At 65.5% G+C, this 17,665-nt stretch carries 23 protein-coding genes; all 23 read right to left on the bottom strand.

Translation table 11 applies throughout. The annotated features are described in order from the left end of the window. Positions 1 to 3: 3 nt before the first annotated feature. A complete protein-coding gene (gene trbK-alt, locus OCA5_RS01635) occupies positions 4 to 288 on the bottom strand; it encodes a putative entry exclusion protein TrbK-alt (RefSeq protein WP_012561367.1) in 285 nt (94 codons plus the stop codon). A 10-nt stretch (positions 289 to 298) separates the two neighbouring features. Then, complete coding sequence (trbJ, locus tag OCA5_RS01630) at positions 299 to 1,066, bottom strand: P-type conjugative transfer protein TrbJ (RefSeq protein ID WP_012561368.1); 768 nt, start codon at positions 1,064 to 1,066, stop codon at positions 299 to 301. A gap of 2 nt (positions 1,067 to 1,068) precedes the next feature. Beyond that, complete coding sequence (trbE, locus tag OCA5_RS01625) at positions 1,069 to 3,522, bottom strand: conjugal transfer protein TrbE (RefSeq protein ID WP_012561369.1); 2,454 nt, start codon at positions 3,520 to 3,522, stop codon at positions 1,069 to 1,071. A gap of 13 nt (positions 3,523 to 3,535) precedes the next feature. After that, complete coding sequence (locus OCA5_RS01620) at positions 3,536 to 3,817, bottom strand: VirB3 family type IV secretion system protein (protein ID WP_012561370.1); 282 nt, start codon at positions 3,815 to 3,817, stop codon at positions 3,536 to 3,538. Next, the gene (locus OCA5_RS01615; protein ID WP_012561371.1) at positions 3,817 to 4,149 is read right to left on the bottom strand and encodes a TrbC/VirB2 family type IV secretion system protein; all 333 of its coding nucleotides are present in this window, start codon (positions 4,147 to 4,149) and stop codon (positions 3,817 to 3,819) included. Before OCA5_RS01615 ends, OCA5_RS01620 begins: the two co-directional genes overlap by 1 nt. After that, entirely contained in the window at positions 4,146 to 5,126 is a 981-nt protein-coding gene (trbB, locus tag OCA5_RS01610) for a P-type conjugative transfer ATPase TrbB (RefSeq protein WP_012561372.1), read from the bottom strand. Before trbB ends, OCA5_RS01615 begins: the two co-directional genes overlap by 4 nt. A gap of 295 nt (positions 5,127 to 5,421) precedes the next feature. After that, complete coding sequence (locus OCA5_RS01605; RefSeq protein ID WP_012561374.1) at positions 5,422 to 5,847, bottom strand: CopG family transcriptional regulator; 426 nt, start codon at positions 5,845 to 5,847, stop codon at positions 5,422 to 5,424. 4 nt (positions 5,848 to 5,851) lie between these two features. Continuing rightward, the gene (locus OCA5_RS01600) at positions 5,852 to 7,870 is read right to left on the bottom strand and encodes a conjugal transfer protein TraG (RefSeq protein WP_422836360.1); all 2,019 of its coding nucleotides are present in this window, start codon (positions 7,868 to 7,870) and stop codon (positions 5,852 to 5,854) included. 115 nt (positions 7,871 to 7,985) lie between these two features. Continuing rightward, on the bottom strand, positions 7,986 to 9,725 hold the full coding sequence (locus OCA5_RS01595; RefSeq protein ID WP_012561376.1) for a relaxase/mobilization nuclease domain-containing protein: 1,740 nt from the start codon (positions 9,723 to 9,725) through the stop codon (positions 7,986 to 7,988). Positions 9,726 to 9,968: 243 nt separating this feature from the next. Then, on the bottom strand, positions 9,969 to 10,691 hold the full coding sequence (locus OCA5_RS01590) for a lytic transglycosylase domain-containing protein (RefSeq protein ID WP_012561377.1): 723 nt from the start codon (positions 10,689 to 10,691) through the stop codon (positions 9,969 to 9,971). 4 nt (positions 10,692 to 10,695) lie between these two features. After that, positions 10,696 to 11,028 carry a DUF736 domain-containing protein gene (locus tag OCA5_RS01585; RefSeq protein WP_012561378.1) on the bottom strand — a complete coding sequence of 111 codons (333 nt, stop codon included), beginning with the start codon at positions 11,026 to 11,028 and terminating at the stop codon, positions 10,696 to 10,698. Positions 11,029 to 11,067: 39 nt separating this feature from the next. Then, positions 11,068 to 11,613 carry a S26 family signal peptidase gene (locus tag OCA5_RS01580; protein ID WP_012561379.1) on the bottom strand — a complete coding sequence of 182 codons (546 nt, stop codon included), beginning with the start codon at positions 11,611 to 11,613 and terminating at the stop codon, positions 11,068 to 11,070. Continuing rightward, positions 11,610 to 12,131, bottom strand: a complete 522-nt coding sequence (locus OCA5_RS01575) for a DUF2840 domain-containing protein (RefSeq protein ID WP_012561380.1) — start codon at positions 12,129 to 12,131, stop codon at positions 11,610 to 11,612. The genes OCA5_RS01580 and OCA5_RS01575 overlap by 4 nt, the downstream gene beginning before the upstream one ends. Then, positions 12,128 to 12,379 carry a ribbon-helix-helix protein gene (locus OCA5_RS01570; RefSeq protein WP_012561381.1) on the bottom strand — a complete coding sequence of 84 codons (252 nt, stop codon included), beginning with the start codon at positions 12,377 to 12,379 and terminating at the stop codon, positions 12,128 to 12,130. The genes OCA5_RS01575 and OCA5_RS01570 overlap by 4 nt, the downstream gene beginning before the upstream one ends. After that, a complete protein-coding gene (gene parA, locus OCA5_RS01565; RefSeq protein WP_012561382.1) occupies positions 12,376 to 13,029 on the bottom strand; it encodes a ParA family partition ATPase in 654 nt (217 codons plus the stop codon). The genes OCA5_RS01570 and parA overlap by 4 nt, the downstream gene beginning before the upstream one ends. Beyond that, positions 13,026 to 14,186, bottom strand: coding sequence for a replication initiator protein A (locus OCA5_RS01560; protein ID WP_012561383.1), 1,161 nt, complete (start codon positions 14,184 to 14,186; stop codon positions 13,026 to 13,028). The genes parA and OCA5_RS01560 overlap by 4 nt, the downstream gene beginning before the upstream one ends. A gap of 17 nt (positions 14,187 to 14,203) precedes the next feature. After that, a complete protein-coding gene (locus OCA5_RS01555; RefSeq protein ID WP_012561384.1) occupies positions 14,204 to 14,485 on the bottom strand; it encodes a helix-turn-helix transcriptional regulator in 282 nt (93 codons plus the stop codon). Positions 14,486 to 14,614: 129 nt separating this feature from the next. Next, entirely contained in the window at positions 14,615 to 15,169 is a 555-nt protein-coding gene (locus tag OCA5_RS01550) for a DUF2285 domain-containing protein (protein ID WP_012561385.1), read from the bottom strand. Further along, positions 15,075 to 15,380 carry a transcriptional regulator domain-containing protein gene (locus OCA5_RS19410; RefSeq protein ID WP_244396124.1) on the bottom strand — a complete coding sequence of 102 codons (306 nt, stop codon included), beginning with the start codon at positions 15,378 to 15,380 and terminating at the stop codon, positions 15,075 to 15,077. Before OCA5_RS19410 ends, OCA5_RS01550 begins: the two co-directional genes overlap by 95 nt. Positions 15,381 to 15,513: 133 nt before the next feature. Beyond that, positions 15,514 to 15,774 carry a DNA -binding domain-containing protein gene (locus OCA5_RS01545; protein WP_012561386.1) on the bottom strand — a complete coding sequence of 87 codons (261 nt, stop codon included), beginning with the start codon at positions 15,772 to 15,774 and terminating at the stop codon, positions 15,514 to 15,516. Positions 15,775 to 15,884: 110 nt separating this feature from the next. Next, complete coding sequence (locus OCA5_RS01540; protein WP_012561387.1) at positions 15,885 to 16,133, bottom strand: helix-turn-helix domain-containing protein; 249 nt, start codon at positions 16,131 to 16,133, stop codon at positions 15,885 to 15,887. A gap of 191 nt (positions 16,134 to 16,324) precedes the next feature. Next, positions 16,325 to 16,651, bottom strand: a complete 327-nt coding sequence (locus OCA5_RS01535) for a DUF736 domain-containing protein (RefSeq protein ID WP_026782237.1) — start codon at positions 16,649 to 16,651, stop codon at positions 16,325 to 16,327. A 566-nt stretch (positions 16,652 to 17,217) separates the two neighbouring features. Further along, positions 17,218 to 17,658 carry a hypothetical protein gene (locus OCA5_RS01530; RefSeq protein WP_012561389.1) on the bottom strand — a complete coding sequence of 147 codons (441 nt, stop codon included), beginning with the start codon at positions 17,656 to 17,658 and terminating at the stop codon, positions 17,218 to 17,220. Positions 17,659 to 17,665 lie beyond the last annotated feature (7 nt).

The following is a 17,665-nucleotide window of genomic DNA, read 5'->3' as shown; positions in this document are numbered from 1 at the left end:
GGTTCAGCGTCCTTCTGCTGGCGGAGAGGCAGGAGTTGCCGGTCGGCCGAGGAAACGATCGCGGGTTTCGGCCCAGACGCGCATGCAGTCGGGATCGCTGGCCGCGGCCTGACCGAGCTGCTGGCATCGACGTTGGCCGTCGCGAAGGGGATCACGCACAGGTTCGAGGAGGCGCACCGGAACGGGCTCCGGCGCGCGCTCCTTCCTGGTCATCTCGATCGCCATCGCCGTGATGGCGACGGCGATGAAGACGACGGCGCCCAACCGGGCCAGCATCTTGCCGTCCATCGGGGAGTCCTCAGTTGCGGTTGCCGAACATCTGGGCGTTGCCCGGCTGGTAGCCGGAGCCAGGCGTCAGGAATCGCCGACGCTGCTCGCGGCCCTGCTCTGCCGCTGCGGCGCGTTCGGCCTCGGTGAGCGCCTGGGCGCGGCCGTTGGCGGCGCCGACCGCGGTGAGATCGGCGAGCTGCTGGGCGAGGAGCGCGAGAAGCTGGTTGCCTGCTTGCGTCGCCTGCAGCGCGCCGGTCGCGCCTTGGCTCTGATCGACCAACGCCGACATCTGCGCGCGGTTGGTGTCGATATTGGCAACCACGCCTGCCTGCACGCGCATGGCGTCCTGAAGTCCACCCACCGTATTCTGCCAACGTGAGCGCGCGCCATTGACGAGTTCGGTGTCGGACGCGGTGAGCGAGGCCTTCCCGTATTGCTGCTGAAACATCTGGTCGATGTTCTGGACGTCGTAGGCGATGTTCTGTGCCTGCCGCAGGAGCTGCTGCGTGCGCTGGACGTTTTGCTGGAGTTGCTGGAGCGACGAATACGGCAGGCTGGTGAGATTGCGCGCCTGGTTGATGAGGCCCTGCGCTTCGTTCTGGAGCGAACGAATCTGATTGTTGATCTGCTCGAGCGAACGCGCTGCCGTCAGGACATTTTGGGCGTAGTTGGTGGGGTCATAGACCACCCACTGCGCGGCAGCCGGAGTCGAGAGTATTGGCGAGACCGCGAGCGGCGTCGCCAGCATGGTCGCCGCGAGCATGAGCGCGCGCCGGGGGGAACGATAGGTCTTCATAGTCAAGCCTCCTTCTCGGGCTGCTGGGGGATGAGGTTGGTGAGATCGGGGATGAGGTCTGCAGCCCATTCGGCGCCGCGCAGGCGCAGCCAGGCGGCAAGGAAGCCGTCGTGGCCGTGCTCGGCGACGGTGCGGGCGATCAGCGCCTGATCGGTCTTGGAAGAAGCGGCCGCGAGCGCGAGGCCGACTTCGGAAAGGCCCAGCTCGAAGAGGCGGTTTCCCCTGCGGCTCTGGCAGTAGTAGTCGCGTTTGGGCGTCGCCCTGGCCAAGATCTCAATCTGTCTGTCATTCAAGCCAAAGCGGCGGTAGATCGCCGTGATCTGCGGTTCGATCGCGCGCTCGTTCGGTAACAGCAGCCGTGTCGGACAGCTCTCGATGATCGCTGGCGCGATACCGCTGTTGTCGATGTCCGACAGCGACTGCGTGGCGAAGATGACGCTGGCGTTCTTCTTGCGCAGCGTCTTCAGCCATTCGCGGAGCTGGCCAGCGAAGGCGTCGTCATCAAGCGCCAGCCAGCCCTCGTCGATGATGAGCATGGTCGGCGAGCCGTCGAGGCGGTCTCCGATACGATGGAAGAGATAGGACAGGACGGCCGGTGCCGCCCCAGTCCCGACCAAGCCCTCGATCTCGAAGGCCTGCACCGAGGCCGAGCCGAGCTGCTCGAATTCGGCGTCCAGCAATCGGCCGTAGGGACCGCCGACGCAGTAAGGTCGCAGCGCCTGCTTCAGGTCGTTGGACTGCAACAGGACCGTGAGGCCGGTGATCGTCCGTTCCTCAACAGGAGCCGACGCGAGCGAGGTCAGCGCCGACCAGATGTGCTCCTTGACGTCGGGTGTGATCGGCACACCCTCGCGGGTCAGGATGGAGACAAGCCAGTCGGCAGCCCAGGCGCGTTCGGGAGTGTCGTGAACGCGGGAAAGCGGCTGCAGCGAGACCGAGGAGTCGAGGCCTTCGGACAGGTTGCCGCCCAGATCGTGCCAGTCACCGCCCATCGCGAGGGCGGCGCTCCGGATGGAGCCGCCGAAGTCGAAGGCGAAGACCTGGGAGCCGGCGTAGCGGCGGAACTGCAAGGCCATGATGGCCAGCAGGACGGACTTGCCGGCGCCGGTGGGGCCGACGACAAGGGTGTGGCCGACATCGCCGACATGAAGGGCAAGCCGGAACGGGGTCGAGCCTTCGGTCTTGCCGAAGAGCAGTGGGGGCCCTGCAAAATGCTCGTCCCGTTCCGGTCCCGCCCACACCGCCGAGAGCGGAATGATGTGAGCGAGATTGAGCGTCGATATCGGAGGCTGACGCACATTGGCGTAGACATGGCCTGGCAGTGTACCGAGCCAGGCATCGACGGCGTTGATGGTTTCGGTCATGCAGGTGAAGTCGCGGCCCTGGATGACCTTCTCCACGAGCCGCAGCTTTTCGCTGGCGAGGCGCGGATCGTCGTCCCAGACGGTGATGGTCGCGGTCACATAGGTCTGACCGGCGAAGTCGGCGCCCAGCTCCTGCAGGGCCAGATCGGCGTCCGCCGCCTTGTTGGCGGCATCGGTATCAACGAGCGCGGAGGCTTCGTTGGTCATGACCTCCTTGAGGATCGCCGCGATCGACTTGCGCTTGGCGAACCATTGGCGGCGGATCTTCGTCAGCAGCTTGGTGGCGTCGGTCTTGTCGAGCAGGATCGCGCGGGTCGACCAGCGATAAGGAAAGGCGAGACGATTGAGATCATCGAGAATGCCGGGTGTGGTCGCGGTCGGAAATCCGACAATGGTCAGGACGCGCAGGTGAGACGCCCCGAGGCGTGGTTCGAGCCCACCGGTCAGTGGCTGATCGGCGAGCAGCGCGTCGAGATAGATTGGCGTTTCAGGGACGCGGACGCGGTGGCGTTTCGTCGACACCGTTGAATGCAGATAGGTCAGCGTCTCGAAGCTATCGAGCCATGCGCATTCGGGCATGAAGCCGTCAAGCAGCCCCACGACGCGATCGGTGCGGTCCATGAACGTCTTGAGGACCTCATGCGGATCAACGCCGCTATGCTCGCGCCCTTCGTAGAGCCAAGCTTCAGTGCGTGCTGCGTCCTCGGCCGGTGGCAGGTAGGTGATGGTGAGGAAATAGCTCGATACGAAATGGCTGCCCGCTTCTTCGAAATCAGCCTTGCGTTCGGCGTCGAGGAGCGCGGACGCGGCATCAGGAAAGAGATCGGACGGATAGTGCGAAGCCTCGTAGCGTTGCGCTTCCACAAAGATCGCCCAGCCAGAACCAAGGCGACGAAAGGCGTTGTTGAGGCGGCCGGCGACGGCCACCAGCTCGGCGGCGACAGCAGAATCGAGGTCCGGTCCGCGGAATCGTGCGGTGCGTTGGAACGAACCGTCCTTGTTGAGGACGATGCCCTCTTCGACGAGCGCCACCCAGGGCAGATAGTCGGCAAGGCATGTGCCGGTGCGGCGGTATTCGGCGAGGTTCATCATGGCGATGACTCCGTCAGACGGACAGATGACCGGGGATGCGCAGGTGCCTGCGTCCCACCTCGACGAAGAGCGGGTCGCGCTTGGCCGCCCAGACCGCCGCGAAGTGGCCGATCGCCCAGATAGCGAGGCCGACGAGCCAGAGGCGCAAGCCGAGGCCGACCGCGCCGGCCAGCGTGCCATTCATGATCGCGATCGAACGCGGAGCGCCGCCGAGCATGATGTGCTCAGTCAGCGCCCTGTGGACCGGAACCGTGAAGCCCGGCACCTCAGCGAGCTGTTCGAGGCCAGCGGTCATCAGATCACCGCCCCGCCGCCGAACGAGAAGAAGGACAGGAAGAAGCTCGACGCCGCGAACGCGATCGACAGGCCGAAGACGATCTGGATCAGGCGGCGGAATCCGCCTGAGGTGTCGCCGAATGCCAGCGTCAGACCGGTGACGATGATGATGATCACGGCGATGATCTTCGCCACCGGCCCCTCGATCGATTGGAGGATGGATTGCAGCGGCGCTTCCCACGGCATCGAGGAGCCGGAGGCGTGAGCGGCCTGGGTGAAAAGCACGCTGATGGAAACAGCGGCAGCGGCGGTCGCCATGGTGTGGCAGCCGCGCGCGAAGGTGCGGATCATGTGTTGTCTCCTGTGGTTGAGGTGGCAGGGGTGATGCGGTAGTCGCCGTCGGGGCCGAGGCCTTCGACGCGGGCGAGTTCTGCGAGCCGGCGCGCGGAACCGCGGCCGGAGAGGACGGCGACAAGGTCGATCGTCTCGGCGATCAGGGCGCGTGGGACGGTGACGACGGCTTCCTGGATGAGCTGCTCGAGGCGGCGCAGCGCGCCGATGCCCGTGCCGGCATGGATGGTGCCGATGCCCCCGGGGTGGCCGGTGCCCCAGGCCTTGAGGAGATCGAGGGCTTCGGACCCGCGCACCTCGCCGATCGGGATGCGGTCGGGGCGCAGGCGCAGGCTGGATCGGACCAGATCGGAAAGCGTGGCGACGCCATCCTTCGTCCGCATCGCGACAAGGTTGGGCGCGGCGCATTGCAGCTCGCGCGTGTCCTCGATGATGACGACGCGATCCGCGCCCTTGGCCACCTCGGCGAGCAGCGCGTTGGTCAGCGTGGTCTTGCCAGTGCTGGTGCCGCCCGCGACGAGGATGTTGGCGCGGGATATGACGGCCTCGCGCAGCGTCACAGCCTGGGTGGCGGTCATGATGCCGGCGGCCACGTAGTCTTCGAGGGCGAACACCGCGACGGCCGGCTTGCGGATGGCGAAGGCCGGCGCAGCCACGACGGGGGGCAACAGGCCCTCGAACCGCTCACCTGTTTCCGGCAGCTCGGCCGAGACGCGCGGAGCGCGGGGATGGACTTCGACGCCGACATGGTGCGCGACGAGGCGGACGATACGTTCGCCATCGGCTGGAGAGAGCGTTTCGCCGGTGTCGGCAAGACCTTCGGAGAGGCGATCAACCCAGACGCGGCCGTCCGGATTTAGCATCACTTCGATGATGGATGGGTCATCCAGGAACCGCGTGATGGCGGCGCCGAGGGCTGTACGCAGCATGCGCGAACTGCGTGTGCGCCCTTCTGTATTGTCATGTATCGCCGCCATCTTGTCCCCGCTCTGGCTGGGAACAATTCAGACGGTCCCCGGACGGGGATGATTAAAAGGGCCCGAAATCGGGCTCCTTCAACAATATTCGGGCGTAGTAGTAGCGCAGCGTGCAAATACAGGAGAACGGCGGTGCGCCTGCAAGAATGCTCGCTAGAATGCTTGCGACGAAAGCGGAGACTACGAAGAACGACTCGGCCGAATTCGCGTCGACGGTCTCCTTGCGCCTTGCGCCGCTCGATGATGGTAACGCGTCGCGCCGATGATATCGGATATGAGGCGCTTCCAACATTACTTACTCAGACGCTGGTACGTCGTCCGAGACTTCCTGCCTGAGCTTTGGTCCGCTCGCCAGCCGTCGACCCAGTGCGATGATGAACGCCTCGTAGCGCTCTCCAGCCTTGGCGCGCGCCGCTTGGGCGGCGGGCTCGGGAAGCGCCGGTGTTGTCGCCAACCAGAACTTGATGAACACAGCCAAAGTTTCCATCGAGATTCCGACGTCGCGCTCCATGCGCGTCAGTCGGCGGTCGAGCTGATCGAGGCGCTTCGCAACGACGGCCTCACGCCGCTCGGCATCATCCGGTGACAGAAAGGACGCGATCGCGGCCTCGGCGATCATCGACTGCGACTGGTCCCGGCGCGCGGCATAATCGCCGAGCATCGTCATGACATCGGGGTCGAGGTAGACCGAGATCTTCACCTTCTTCGTTCGTCCGGCCATGGGCCTACAGCTCCATGCCGTCATTGGGGTCGAGGGAGACCTGACGGGCGACACCTTGCATCAGGCGGGTCATGCGGCGGTTCTGCATCGCTTCTTCATCAGGCTCCTCCGGAAGATCGAACTCGAATTCGTTCTCGATCGGAGCCTTCTTCTCCTGGGGAGCCGTGCGATTGAGCTCGGGCTGATGGCGGCGCTCGGATTCGGTCGGGTCTTCATCGGACGATGTGGAAGCCGCCGTCGCGTCGATCCCCTCGGGGCGCGTCGGAACCGGCAGGCTGCTCCAGTCGTCCGCGCGCCCCTGTGCCGGTTTGGCCAGCACCGGCGGCGCAAGAATGCGCTCCTTGAAGCGGCTGTCCTCATAGTAACGGGCCTTCTTCGCGCGGATCGGCGGCGTCCCTGCGACCATGACGATTTCGTCGGTGGGCGGGAGTTGCATGATTTCTCCAGGGGTCATCAACTGGCGGGCGGTTTCCGAACGCGACACCATCAGATGGCCAAGCCATGGCGAGAGCCGGTGCCCTGCATAGTTCTTCATGGCCTTCATTTCGGTGGCGGTCCCCAGAGCGTCGGAGACGCGCTTGGCGGTGCGCTCGTCGTTCGTGGCGAAGCTGACGCGCACATGGCAGTTATCGAGGATTGAATTGTTCGGGCCGTAGGCCTTCTCGATCTGGTTGAGCGATTGGGCGATGAGGAAGCTTTTGAGACCGTACCCCGCCATGAAGGCCAGCGCCGACTCGAAGAAGTCGAGGCGGCCCAGAGCCGGAAACTCATCGAGCATCAGCAACAGCCGGTGCCGCCCGGCCTTGGCCTGCAGATCCTCGGTCAGGCGCCGGCCGACCTGATTGAGGATCAGCCGGATCAGGGGCTTGGTCCGGTTTATGTCGGAGGGCGGCACGACGAGGTAAAGGGTGGTCGGCCGCTTGCCCTCCACCATGTCGGTGATGCGCCAGTCACAGCGCCGCGTCACCTCGGCCACGACCGGATCACGATAGAGGCCGAGAAAGGACATGGCGGTGGACAGCACGCCGGAGCGCTCGTTGTCCGACTTGTTCAGCAGCTCGCGCGCCGCGCTGGCGATCACGGGATGGGGTCCCGCCTCGCCGAGATGAGCGGTCTTCATCATGGCGGCGAGAGTCGATTCGATCGGCCGACGCGGATCGGAGAGGAAGGCGGCGACGCCGGCGAGCGTTTTGTCATCCTCGGCGTAGAGGACATGCAGGATGGCGCCGACCAGCAGCGCGTGGCTGGTCTTCTCCCAGTGGTTCCGCTTCTCCAGCGAGCCTTCCGGATCGACCAGGATGTCGGCGATATTTTGCACGTCGCGGACCTCCCACTCGCCGCGGCGCACCTCGAGCAAGGGATTGTAGGCCGACGACTTCGGATTGGTCGGATCGAACAGCAATACGCGGCCGTGCCTAGCACGGAAGCCACCGGTGAGCTGCCAATTTTCTCCCTTGATGTCATGGACGATCGCTGATCCCGGCCAGGTCAGAAGCGAGGGCACGACAAGGCCGACGCCCTTGCCGGATCGCGTCGGCGCAAAGCACAGCACATGCTCGGGTCCATCGTGCCGCAGATACTCGTGATCGTAGCGGCCGAGCACGACGCCGTCCGGTGCAAGCAATCCGGCGGCCTTTACCTCGGCTTTCTCGGCCCAACGGGCGGAACCGTAGGTCGCGACATTCTTCGCCTCGCGGGCCCGGCGGACGGACATGGCGATGGCGACAGCGATGGCGATGAAACCGCCCGATGCGGCGATGATCCCGCCTGTGGCGAACACCTCCGGCGCATAGGCGTCGTAGAAGTACCACCACCAAAAGAGCGAGGGCGGGTAGTAGATCGGCCAGCCCGCCAGCTCGAACCAGGGTTCGCCGAGTTGCCCCTGAAAGCCGAGGCGCCAGGCCGTCCATTGCGTCGCCGTCCAGGTCGTCACCACGATGATGGTGAAGACGACAGCAATCTGACCCCAAAGGACCTGGCCTCCACGCACGCTGGCTCCAATCGACGAATGAGATGGAGCCATTCAGAGAGTAGCCGGACGCGGGACAAGCAACAGGAAAGATGTAGGCGAAGTACAGCCGAAAACTGTGGCGCGCACATAGGACGGTTTCGCCCGACGGTCTTTCTCCTCGATCCGGCTAGAGGCCGAGCCCCCGCTTGCGGCCGAAGCTCCAATCGACGCCGCCATCATTGCGGGCGACCCCCGAGACATGACGGCCAAGCTGCTTCTCGAGCGAAGGGCTCCAGGGCACGAGGTGGAAGCCGAGGCCGTCGTCGATCATGGCGAAGCGGCCGGAGGCGAGCGTGAGGCGCTGGCGATAAGCGCCGGCGATGAACTCGCCATTCGAGGCCGGCTTGTGCGGCAATCCCGTCTCGGCCGCGAGCTTGGTAGCGACCGTGTCGAGTTCGCGGCGGCGCAGGGTTTCGATCAGGTTCCGGGCGAAGACGATCCGCCTGCCCTGGCGTTCAGCCAGCCCTTGCCCGACCAGATGATCGGCGCGCCGGTCGAGCGCGTCGCGGACCTCAGCGCCGAAGCCGCCATCGGAAAGCGAGGCCGGCTCGCGAGCGATGGCCTGCCGGTCCAGCCAGGTGCTGCCGGACGCCGTGACCTGGGAGGTGAGGTCGAGATCGGAACGCACGGCGATCGCGACGCGGCGTTCGCCCTGCGCGTCCTCGAATTTGCGCAACTCGACGATCGAACCCGGAGCGCTGTCGCCGGCGGCGTCGAGATGGGGCAGCTTGATGTGGTGAGTTCGCCCGTCGACCCCGTCGACCACGGCATAGGCCGTACCCTTCAGCTCATCATCCAGCCCGCGCTCAACCAGGCGACCGATGATAGGCACGTCGAGGCTTTCAGCGGCGATGATATAGTCGGCCGAGCCGCGCTCGATGCCGCGCTCGGTCAGGGCGCGGTGCATGCGCTTGATGATGTCGCCACGCTCGCCGAGTTCGCGCAGGACCGACTCGGCCTCGGGCTTGATGAACCATTGCGAATGGCCGACCTGTCCCGCGACGCCGAGGACTTCGAGAGTGCGCAGCCGACCGACCTTCAGCGCGTGGAATTCGTCTGGCGTCTGATCAGCACGTGGCGCGAGATCGGTGATGCCGGTCTTGCCCGCGTCGCGGACAAGCTGCCGGTCGAGCTGCGTCCAGCGCTCGGTCTCGATCTGCCGTTCGAGCGTGCGGCGGATATCCAGATCGGTGCGCGGCCCCAGCTCCTGGGTGATGAGTTCGCGCGCCCGGTCGCGCATGCCCTCCTTGATGTAGTCGCGGGAGATGACGAGGTCCTGGCCGTCGTCACGGACGCCGCGCACGATCAGGTGGACGTGAGGATGCTCGGTATTCCAGTGGTCGACGGCGACCCAGTCGAGCCGCGTGCCGAGATCCTTTTCCATCTGGCCGACTAGGTCGCTGGTGAAGGATCGAAGATCCGACATCTCCAGCGCGTCGTCCGGCGAGACGATGAAACGGAAATGATGCCGGTCGTCCTCGCAACGCTCGGCGAAGGCGCGGCCGTCCGCCTCGCCATCACCCGGCCCGAAAAGCCGCGCCTTCTCTCCGTCACGGGTCACGCCGTCGCGGCGCAGATAGTCGAGGTGGGTGCCAAGCGGCGCCGATCGCGCTGAGTGCCGCACGACGCGGGCCTTGATGACGGCGCCGCGCGTGCGGGCGGTGATGAGCCTGTTGGCCTGGATAGAGGCGCGCTGGCCGCGTCCGAACCGCGAGCGGTTGCCGGAGACGACGCGGCCTGAACGCGACACGCCGCCGCCGGCCTTCTTCGCGGCCGCGAGCGCCTGGGCGATGAAGGGGCGAACCGACTGCGCGCGGGTCGAGCGAATGCGGCCAGGCCGGACACGGAATTCGTTTTCATCGGCCATGGCGCAGCCCCGCACGGTGCGAAAATTCGCGCAAGCCCAATGGATTGCGGGTTCGGCGCACGGTGCGCGTAACCCCGGCACGGCGCGCAACGCGTCTAAAAATGCAGCAAAAACAACCAACCGACCGAAGCGCACGGTGCGCCGTTTTATCCTGCCATCGTGCGGTTGTTGTGCCTGTCTCCCTCCTTCGCGCCCTCCATGACACGCTGGAGCCCGATCCGGTGCGAATGCGAAGCCGCGCCATCATTGCGGGTCTCCGGTATCATCGCGGGCAAGAACGATGGGCGTTGCCTGCGGTCCTCCGTCGCCATCCGGTGCAGCCGGAAGGGACGAGCGGCTGTCGAGTGAGCGGCCGCCGAATGGTGTCCCGACGGCAGAACGAGCGTCGGCGGATCGCGTGACGAACAGTGGGGCCTCGCGCCAATCGGGCGGCGGAGGTGCGGCAGCGGGCGCGCCTCTCGACAGCGCTGCGGAGCCGAGCTGAGGGGCGAGAAGAGCGACATAGGCGCGGGTTTCGGCGGGTAGCGCACGCCCTGTCGCGAGGTGCTCGTCGTAGCGGCCGGGTCCTGCATTGTAGGCCGCGAGCATGGCGGGGATCGTGCCATAGCGATCGTACATCTCGCGCAGATAGGCCGTCCCCGCGAGGATGTTGTCGCGTGGGTCGTAAGGATTGCGACCGAGCCGATAGCGCACGCGAAGCCCTGCCCATGTGTCGGGCATCACCTGCATCAGGCCCATGGCACCGGCCGAAGAGATCGCGCGCACGTCGCCGGCGCTTTCGGCGCGCTTGACGGCGATGATCCACGCTTCGGGAATGCCGAAGCGCTGCGAGGCTTCGGCGACGTAACCGGCGTGCGGATCGACGGATGCCGTGCGCGCCGGTGTCGAGGTCTGCGCGCGAACGGGCAACGCCGCGTTCGCTGTCAGGACCAGGCCGGAAAGGAGAAGAAGGACGGCGCGCTGCATGGCGTCAGTCCTTTGCGTCGCGCTTGGACGGACGGCTCCAATGCAGGGACCAAGCCGAACCGGCGTCGTCGTCACGGAAGAGATTGGCGCGGATCGGATGCGGAAAAGCGGGATCGTCTATGACTAGCGCGACGTACTCGCCGGCGCGTTCGCCGGCGCGCATCCAGCCCGCGCCGACTTCTGGACCTTCGTCACTGCCCTGGTGAACGCGGTAGTCCGGCGCGTTCTCCGTCTCGGAGGGTTCGGCCGGGATGATGGCGAGATCGCAGGCGAGCGTCAGCGTGTGAATCTGCCCGGTGAAGCCGTTTGCTTCGCGAGTGAACATACCGATTTGCATGGGAAGTCTCCTTGGTTGCGGGTGGAAAAATGGAAGCAATCAGCGCGTCGGTGCGCGCCAGACGAAGCGGCCGTCGCCGTCTTCGTCGGTCCAGACGGGCGTCGCGCGGCCGATCACAGCGGTGTCGGCAAGCGGACCGAAGTAGCGCCCGTCGAGGCTGTCAGCCGCGTCCGGATTCATGAGGAAGACTTCACCGGCGACGAGCCGTCGGCAGCCTTGCCAGATCGGCAGTTCGCGACCGATGCGGTCGCGATCGCGGGCATCGCCGAGCGGCACGTTATCGACGGTGATCGCCATGCCGGTGCGACAGACGCGCTGTCCCGGCAGCGCCATCACGCGCTTCAGCAGCGGCACATCGGGACCGATATAGCCGCGCCGGACCATGAAACCGGCCAGCGGTTCGGGTGGCAGGACGGCGACCAGATCGGTGACTTCGAGCCGATGGGAAGGCGCGATGCTGTAGAGTCCGATCGGGACGCTGGGCGTGACGTTCCAGACCAGCTTGGTGGATGTCGGCACGGCGATGGCGAGCGCCACGCCGAGCGTGGCGATAGCCGTGGCTTTGACATAGCCGGAACGGGTCATCCTTGGATTTCCCGCCGCTTGAGCCACGCCAGATGGCGCTCGGCCGTGTATGGACGCGGTGCGTGACCGGCCTGTGCCCGATGAGCGACGTGACGCCAATGGTCCGGCGCGACGTCGCAGGCATCGACGCCGAGCGCTTCGATGGCGTCGATGTGCCGAAGCACGTCCTCGACTTTCGGCCAGCCCTCAACCTTCAGCAGGATTTCGCCGCCGGGGCGCACGAAGGGAACCGTCTGATAGGACTGACCCGGCACGATCGCGCGCAGAATGTCGATGCGCGAAATGATGGTGCCGTAGTCGTTGGCGGCCCAGCGGACGAAGGCGAAGACGGCGTTCGGCTGGAAGCCGACGACACGCCGACGGCGGTCGAGAATCTGTTCGTGGGCTTGGCGACCGAACCTGATCCAGTATTCGATCTTCTTCTCCACCCACGTCAGTTCGACATGGGTCATGTCTTCGTGGGGCTGTGCAGGCGGCATCGGACCGCCGCGCACGCGGGGGGCCGCAGTGCCGGTCATGAGGGGGCTCCATCGGTTGGAGGAAATTCGCGCTCGAGCAGCGCGCGCAGCATGTCGGCGACGGTGACACCGCGCTGGAAGGCGATGATCTTGATGCGGCCGCGCAGATCCGGCGTGATGTCGATGGTCAGCCGCGCGGTGAAGCTGGAAGCGGCGGCATCGCGTGGCGGCGTGTCAGCCGCCTTGATCCATTGCTCAGCGTCGGCGGGGCGCTTGGCGAAGCCGCGTCGCGATGGGCGCTCGCTCATGTGCCCGCCCTCCCTGCGCGAAGGCGGCTGATTTCGTTCACGAGCGCCGCGACCTCGCGGGCCGCCGTCGCCGCCTCGTCCAGCTCGCAGACGAGGCGGCCGGTCTGCGCGGCCGAAGCGAAGGCGATGCGCTGTCCGATGGTTGTGGCGAGCACGGGCGGGTCGTGATCGGCCAGCATCTCGGCGGTCTCACGCGCCAGGACTGTGCGGGCGCCGCAGCGGTTGAGAACGAAGCGCGCCAGAAGATCAGGCCGGTAGATGCGAGCTTCCGCGAGGAGCGCGAGCATTTCGGCCGACGCCCATCCGTCGAGCGGCGACGGCTGCACCGGGATCAGGACGAGATCGGCGGCGAGCAAAGCCGAGCGCATCAGCGCGGCGACGCGGGGCGGACCGTCGATCACCACATGATCGACATCGCGCGCCAGCTCGGGCGCCTCCCGGTGCAGCGTGTCGCGCGCCAGGCCGACGACGCCGAAGAGGCGCGGAAGGCCTTCGCGACTACGTTGCTGCGACCAGTCGAGCGCTGACCCCTGCGGGTCAGCGTCGATAACCGTGACGCGCTTTCCGCGGCTGGCCAGTTCACCAGCGAGGTTGAGGGCGAGCGTCGTCTTCCCGACGCCGCCCTTCTGATTGAGGAACGCGACGATCATCGCACCCCTCCCGAGCGGTCTCGGAAAGGACGCTGACCGGCTTGGGATCGATCGTCGAACAGCTTCGTCTGCGCGCTTTTCGGGTCAGCGGCTCTGCGACCGGAAGAAGCCGCGCTGAGGTTGCGCGCCGTCGCACGGATGAGGTTTTCCACATCGCACGTGCGCTCTTCAGAGTTAGATTCTTGGTTAGACTCTAAGTTAAGGGGCCGCTTTCGGCTTTGCTTTCTGTGCGTTAGACCCTGTTTGGGTTCCTGATAGCACGAGCCAAGGGTTCCCGATGGCACGATAGTGCGGGTTCCCGATAGCACGAGCCCGTCCACAGGTTTTCCACAAGGTGGGTGCGGCTCGAAGGCGAGCAGAACGCGGCCGCCAATCTCCACCTCCAGAAAGAGGGCGTAGCCGGGGAGCGGCTGGCGGCGGACGATATCGCGCAGTTCGAAGGCGAAGCGCTTGAACGGCGAGAGGCTGCCCGACTTCTGGTGAAGATGACGCAGATCGAAACGCCACCCCGCCCGCTGGCGGCCGCCGTGCTTGCGCACCAGGCGATAGAGCCAACGGTCGAGGCCGCCGGTCAGATCGAAATAGGTGCGGTCGATGGTCAGGACGAGCGCGTCATCGAGCACGGCCTTGTAGAACCAGTCGGGGACGATCAGTTCGATCCCGTCGGGGCGGCCGTTACCGTCGGTGCGCTCCTGCCACTCATTGATCCATGAGAAGCGATGGCGGCGTCCTTCGGCCGGTTGTCGGATCGAGGTGGAAACGGTGGTCGACTGCAGGCGGTCGAGCGCGGCCTTGAGCCGTTGGTAGTCGCGCAAGCTGGTGCCGCGACCGACATAGGTGAGAATCTCGTAGGGAGTGGCGGCCATCAGGCGCGATGTGCGCAGCCCGGCGTCACGCGCCTCGACGATCTGGCTCGCCGCCCAGATCAGGATGTCGGCGTCCCAAATGGTCGCCATGCCATGATCGGGCACCGCTTCCACGCGGATCGCGACGTCGCCGGCGGCGAAGTCGATCGGCGCGGTGCGATGGGATTTGGAAAGAGAGAAGAAGGGATAGGTCATGAGATCCTGCGCGTCTCTTGGCGCGAAGTCGCCAGGGAGCGCCCGAAACAGGTCGAGCTGTCCGCGCTCCGATGGGTGACGACGCCGCACCGCCATGAACGGACCGGGCGCGATCAGCGTGCGAAGCGACCGACGGGCTGGCCCGTCGATGGCGTCTGGCGTTTGGCAGGAAGGACCGAACCGCGCGGGTCGGAGGTCGAGGTGACGGCGCCACGGTCGGCCCAGGTTTCAAGGTCGTCGACGGAATAGACGACGCGGCCGCCGAGCTTTCGATAGGCCGGGCCCGTCCCGTAGGTGCGGTGCTTCTCCAGCGTGCGGGCTGAAAGGCTGAGGAATTCTGCGGCTTCCTTGGTCCGCAGGAAGCGTGGCGGTAGAACGGCGGTATCGGGTCGCATGGATCGGGCCTCCGTGGTGTTGCGGGAAGCCGCTGCGGTTCAGCGGCGAACAACGACCACGGTGGCGAAGGAAGGGCGACGGGAGGGATGAGGAACTTGCGGAGCTAAATTCCTCACCCCTCAGGGCGATCACGAGCGACGGCGGTGACGAAGCATATTGAGATACCCGCCGTTGATGGCGTCGAGGCCGCCTTTGACCAGGCCGATCACCGAGGCGCGTAGAGGCGAGGTCTTCCACGACTCGGCCGAAATGCGCGGCTCGCCGTAAATCGCTATGGCGATTTCGCGATAGCTCGCGCCGTTCATGTGACCGTCGGCCGCCTGAATCATTCGGCGAAGACGACGGCGCTGCTGCTGGGTCATCCGCGTATCGGGCGGCGGTCTTTGGCCGCGAAGGCTGCGCCAGAGTCGCGTTAGCGTCTCGATCCGGCCGAGCATATCGGCATCGAACGGGATCATTGCGACGACGGGTTTTGTCGGGTCGCTGCCGGGCATCATGAGAGTCTGAAGGGGAGAATCGCCGCCATAGAAAGCGAGTTCTCCTTCAGGGCTGTCGCGGGTGATATCGAGCGGGCTAAGCGGAGGCGCTTCACCGAGCGACAGATGTTCTGGAGCCGGCGCCAGCGTGAGAACGGAGGGGACGACGGCAGGCGACCAGAGGACGGATTGTGTCAGAGCGGACAAACCCGGCCGTGCGGGGAAATCGCAAACCCCACTGTTGCTGTGCTTCCAATGGCAGCGGCTCGGCCACGTCCGTCTCTTCCAGGATCTGGCGATAGGTTCGTTGGTAGGGTTCGTGTCGCCGCAGGCACTCCCACGCCAGCCCCTCGATCGCAAGCTGATCGAAGTAGTCGTAAGTGGGTGTCTCTCTCCAACGAGAAGTATCGGGCCTCATATTCAACCCCGCCTTGGATTGCGCAAGTCGAGCGAGAATTGATTCCCTCGCATGGAGGTTGTGGGAAGCCAGAGAGCCGGCACCGCGCGGTGCCGCGGCGGCACCGCGATGACGAAGCGCCCGTTTATGCCAGTCAGTTGCAGCCTTCGCGCAGAAGCAGCCGATATCCGATCTGCGTCATCCAGCGTGCGCGCTCCAGATGGCCGTCGTGGACGCGACGCGCGCGCTCGGGGTCGCGGTGCGGGTCGATGCCGAACAAGATTTCGACGGCTTCCCGCCAATCCGCGCCGTCGGCAGTGGCATCAAGCAGGCGCATATAGAGCTTGATGTGCGACCTGTCGTAGTCGGTCAGCTCCTGGCCGGAGGGCGGATCATCGTCAAAGGGAACAACCATGGCGTAGCTCGCTCAACTTGAGCCCATTTTCTCGCTGGATTTCATGCGGGATGGAGGTCTCTCGAGAAACGACGGATACTGACTCGGCGAAAGCTCTTTGCTGCAACCAGTCACGTCTTTCGATTTCCGCGATCGTCAACGAGCAGCACTCCATGTCCTCGGTCAGTTGACAGGAGAACGATGCCTGCTGCTTCAAGCGCCCTGCGAACTTGATCGCGCGTGGTCTCGTACACCTCGAGTCCGCTTTCGGATTCGAGGCGCTTGAGCGCGGTCAGCGATACCTGGGCCTTGTCAGCGAGCGTCTCCTGTGTCCAACCCAGCAACGCGCGCGCGGCCCGTGATTGTCGGGCGGTGATCATGCATGATCACCTCCCATCAGGGCCAATACGCACTCCAGAACTACGACTAAAATAGTCGCTCTTGATCGCGACGTCACCAGAAATGAGCATCGGCGACGCCGGTGCGCGACTCGGACTATCGTTTGATGACGCGGGTGATTCGGTCGAGATGCGGTGGCGGCCCCGGCCTTTCGGCCGGGGCCTTGTCCGCCTCAGTCGGTGCGGCGGCCGTTGGGCCGGGACCAGATGAGGGAGAAGGTGTCGCCGTCCTCGTCGTCGAAGAGGTTGGCGTAGATCGGGGCGTTGAAGCTCGGATCGTCAAGCTTGAGGCCCAGATACTCGCGGCCCTCGTTGGAGCGCTTGGACCAGGCGGCGCCGATTTCGGCGCGGCCGACCAGGACCCGGTGGCTGGGGGCGTTCTCGCCGCTGGCGCGCAGGTCGGGGACGATGCGGACGTTCTTGGCCTGGACGCTGAGGGTGACGATGTCGCCGGTGTATTCGTTCGAGGCGGTCTTCTTGAAGGTGCCGATGGTGGCCATTGTAGGTCTCCGTATCCATTTTCGAGCCCGCACCATTGCGGCCTCGATGGCGATCGGCAGGCCGGAGGCGGGCGACGACACATCGCTTGCGACCGGAGCACCGCGGAGGATGGCGCAGGCGCGACTTTGTTGTTTCGCGAGGAATGACGGCGCAGCCGGCAGGGGAAGAAAGTCGCGACGCGCCATTGTGGCATAGGCGCTCGAGGCGCAGCCGTCCTTCGGCCAGATCAGGCCATTGAAGAGGCCGTATGGAGCGGTCGCTGAATGGACAGAACGCGGAGACCCAGGCCACACGCTGCCGCCAAAGACTCGCCGGACGTCACCGACTCCATCGCCTCATTCCGGGCCATCGCACGCAACCTCTGTCCCAGACGCCAACAGCAAGATCGCACCGCTCGCCGGAGATGGTCGGCTTGCCGTTACAAACGCTGCTCCCCCATCCGCTCAATACGCGGCCGCCTGCCCGGGACTCGCCTTGGCATTCCGTGCGCTCGCCTGCTCTGTGCCATCCGAAAGGACACGAACGTGATATCTCTCTTAGCCGGGGCCGTTCACGGCTTTCCGCATCAGACGCGAGACAGTTGGCCCGCCGAAGGGTCGGAGGCCGCCATGCCGATGATCCGCGCGAAGGCGGTCACGCCGACAGCGACAGCTCCGATGATCGAGAACACGATCTGCCAGGTCTCGGACGGCATGGTGTGTTTCACGACGCCATGGGTGGCGTGGAAACCCGCGATCACCGCAGGCGCGACAAAGGCGATGGCGATCAGGAGGCGCGCCCAGATCGGGCGGACGGTGGCGAGCAGGAACTGGCCGACGCCGAAGGTGAGACCAGCCCCGACGAAGCCGACGATGATCGCGCCGAGCCATCCGGCGCCCGTGCCATACGCCCACATGCCGAGGCTCACGCCTACGAAGAACGGGAGCGCATAGACGGCAAGCGTTAAGAGCAGCCAGCAGAGGAAGCCAATGGCGGCGAAACTGAGAAGAATGCCAAGGAAGATCATGGTGGTT

This window comes from Afipia carboxidovorans OM5 (assembly GCF_000218565.1).
GTDB lineage: Bacteria > Pseudomonadota > Alphaproteobacteria > Rhizobiales > Xanthobacteraceae > Afipia > Afipia carboxidovorans.
This window is presented reverse-complemented; position numbering and strand designations above follow the sequence as displayed.

Coding starts and splice junctions, on each gene's coding strand:
- trbK-alt (WP_012561367.1), bottom strand. CDS start 288: ATGGACGGCAAGATGCTGGCCCGGTTGGGCGCCGTCGTCTTCATCGCC.
- trbJ (WP_012561368.1), bottom strand. CDS start 1,066: ATGAAGACCTATCGTTCCCCCCGGCGCGCGCTCATGCTCGCGGCGACC.
- trbE (WP_012561369.1), bottom strand. CDS start 3,522: ATGATGAACCTCGCCGAATACCGCCGCACCGGCACATGCCTTGCCGAC.
- OCA5_RS01620 (WP_012561370.1), bottom strand. CDS start 3,817: ATGACCGCTGGCCTCGAACAGCTCGCTGAGGTGCCGGGCTTCACGGTT.
- OCA5_RS01615 (WP_012561371.1), bottom strand. CDS start 4,149: ATGATCCGCACCTTCGCGCGCGGCTGCCACACCATGGCGACCGCCGCT.
- trbB (WP_012561372.1), bottom strand. CDS start 5,126: ATGGCGGCGATACATGACAATACAGAAGGGCGCACACGCAGTTCGCGC.
- OCA5_RS01605 (WP_012561374.1), bottom strand. CDS start 5,847: ATGGCCGGACGAACGAAGAAGGTGAAGATCTCGGTCTACCTCGACCCC.
- OCA5_RS01600 (WP_422836360.1), bottom strand. CDS start 7,870: ATGGCTCCATCTCATTCGTCGATTGGAGCCAGCGTGCGTGGAGGCCAG.
- OCA5_RS01595 (WP_012561376.1), bottom strand. CDS start 9,725: ATGGCCGATGAAAACGAATTCCGTGTCCGGCCTGGCCGCATTCGCTCG.
- OCA5_RS01590 (WP_012561377.1), bottom strand. CDS start 10,691: ATGCAGCGCGCCGTCCTTCTTCTCCTTTCCGGCCTGGTCCTGACAGCG.
- OCA5_RS01585 (WP_012561378.1), bottom strand. CDS start 11,028: ATGCAAATCGGTATGTTCACTCGCGAAGCAAACGGCTTCACCGGGCAG.
- OCA5_RS01580 (WP_012561379.1), bottom strand. CDS start 11,613: ATGACCCGTTCCGGCTATGTCAAAGCCACGGCTATCGCCACGCTCGGC.
- OCA5_RS01575 (WP_012561380.1), bottom strand. CDS start 12,131: ATGACCGGCACTGCGGCCCCCCGCGTGCGCGGCGGTCCGATGCCGCCT.
- OCA5_RS01570 (WP_012561381.1), bottom strand. CDS start 12,379: ATGAGCGAGCGCCCATCGCGACGCGGCTTCGCCAAGCGCCCCGCCGAC.
- parA (WP_012561382.1), bottom strand. CDS start 13,029: ATGATCGTCGCGTTCCTCAATCAGAAGGGCGGCGTCGGGAAGACGACG.
- OCA5_RS01560 (WP_012561383.1), bottom strand. CDS start 14,186: ATGGCGGTGCGGCGTCGTCACCCATCGGAGCGCGGACAGCTCGACCTG.
- OCA5_RS01555 (WP_012561384.1), bottom strand. CDS start 14,485: ATGCGACCCGATACCGCCGTTCTACCGCCACGCTTCCTGCGGACCAAG.
- OCA5_RS19410 (WP_244396124.1), bottom strand. CDS start 15,380: ATGAGGCCCGATACTTCTCGTTGGAGAGAGACACCCACTTACGACTAC.
- OCA5_RS01545 (WP_012561386.1), bottom strand. CDS start 15,774: ATGGTTGTTCCCTTTGACGATGATCCGCCCTCCGGCCAGGAGCTGACC.
- OCA5_RS01540 (WP_012561387.1), bottom strand. CDS start 16,133: ATGATCACCGCCCGACAATCACGGGCCGCGCGCGCGTTGCTGGGTTGG.
- OCA5_RS01535 (WP_026782237.1), bottom strand. CDS start 16,651: ATGGCCACCATCGGCACCTTCAAGAAGACCGCCTCGAACGAATACACC.
- OCA5_RS01530 (WP_012561389.1), bottom strand. CDS start 17,658: ATGATCTTCCTTGGCATTCTTCTCAGTTTCGCCGCCATTGGCTTCCTC.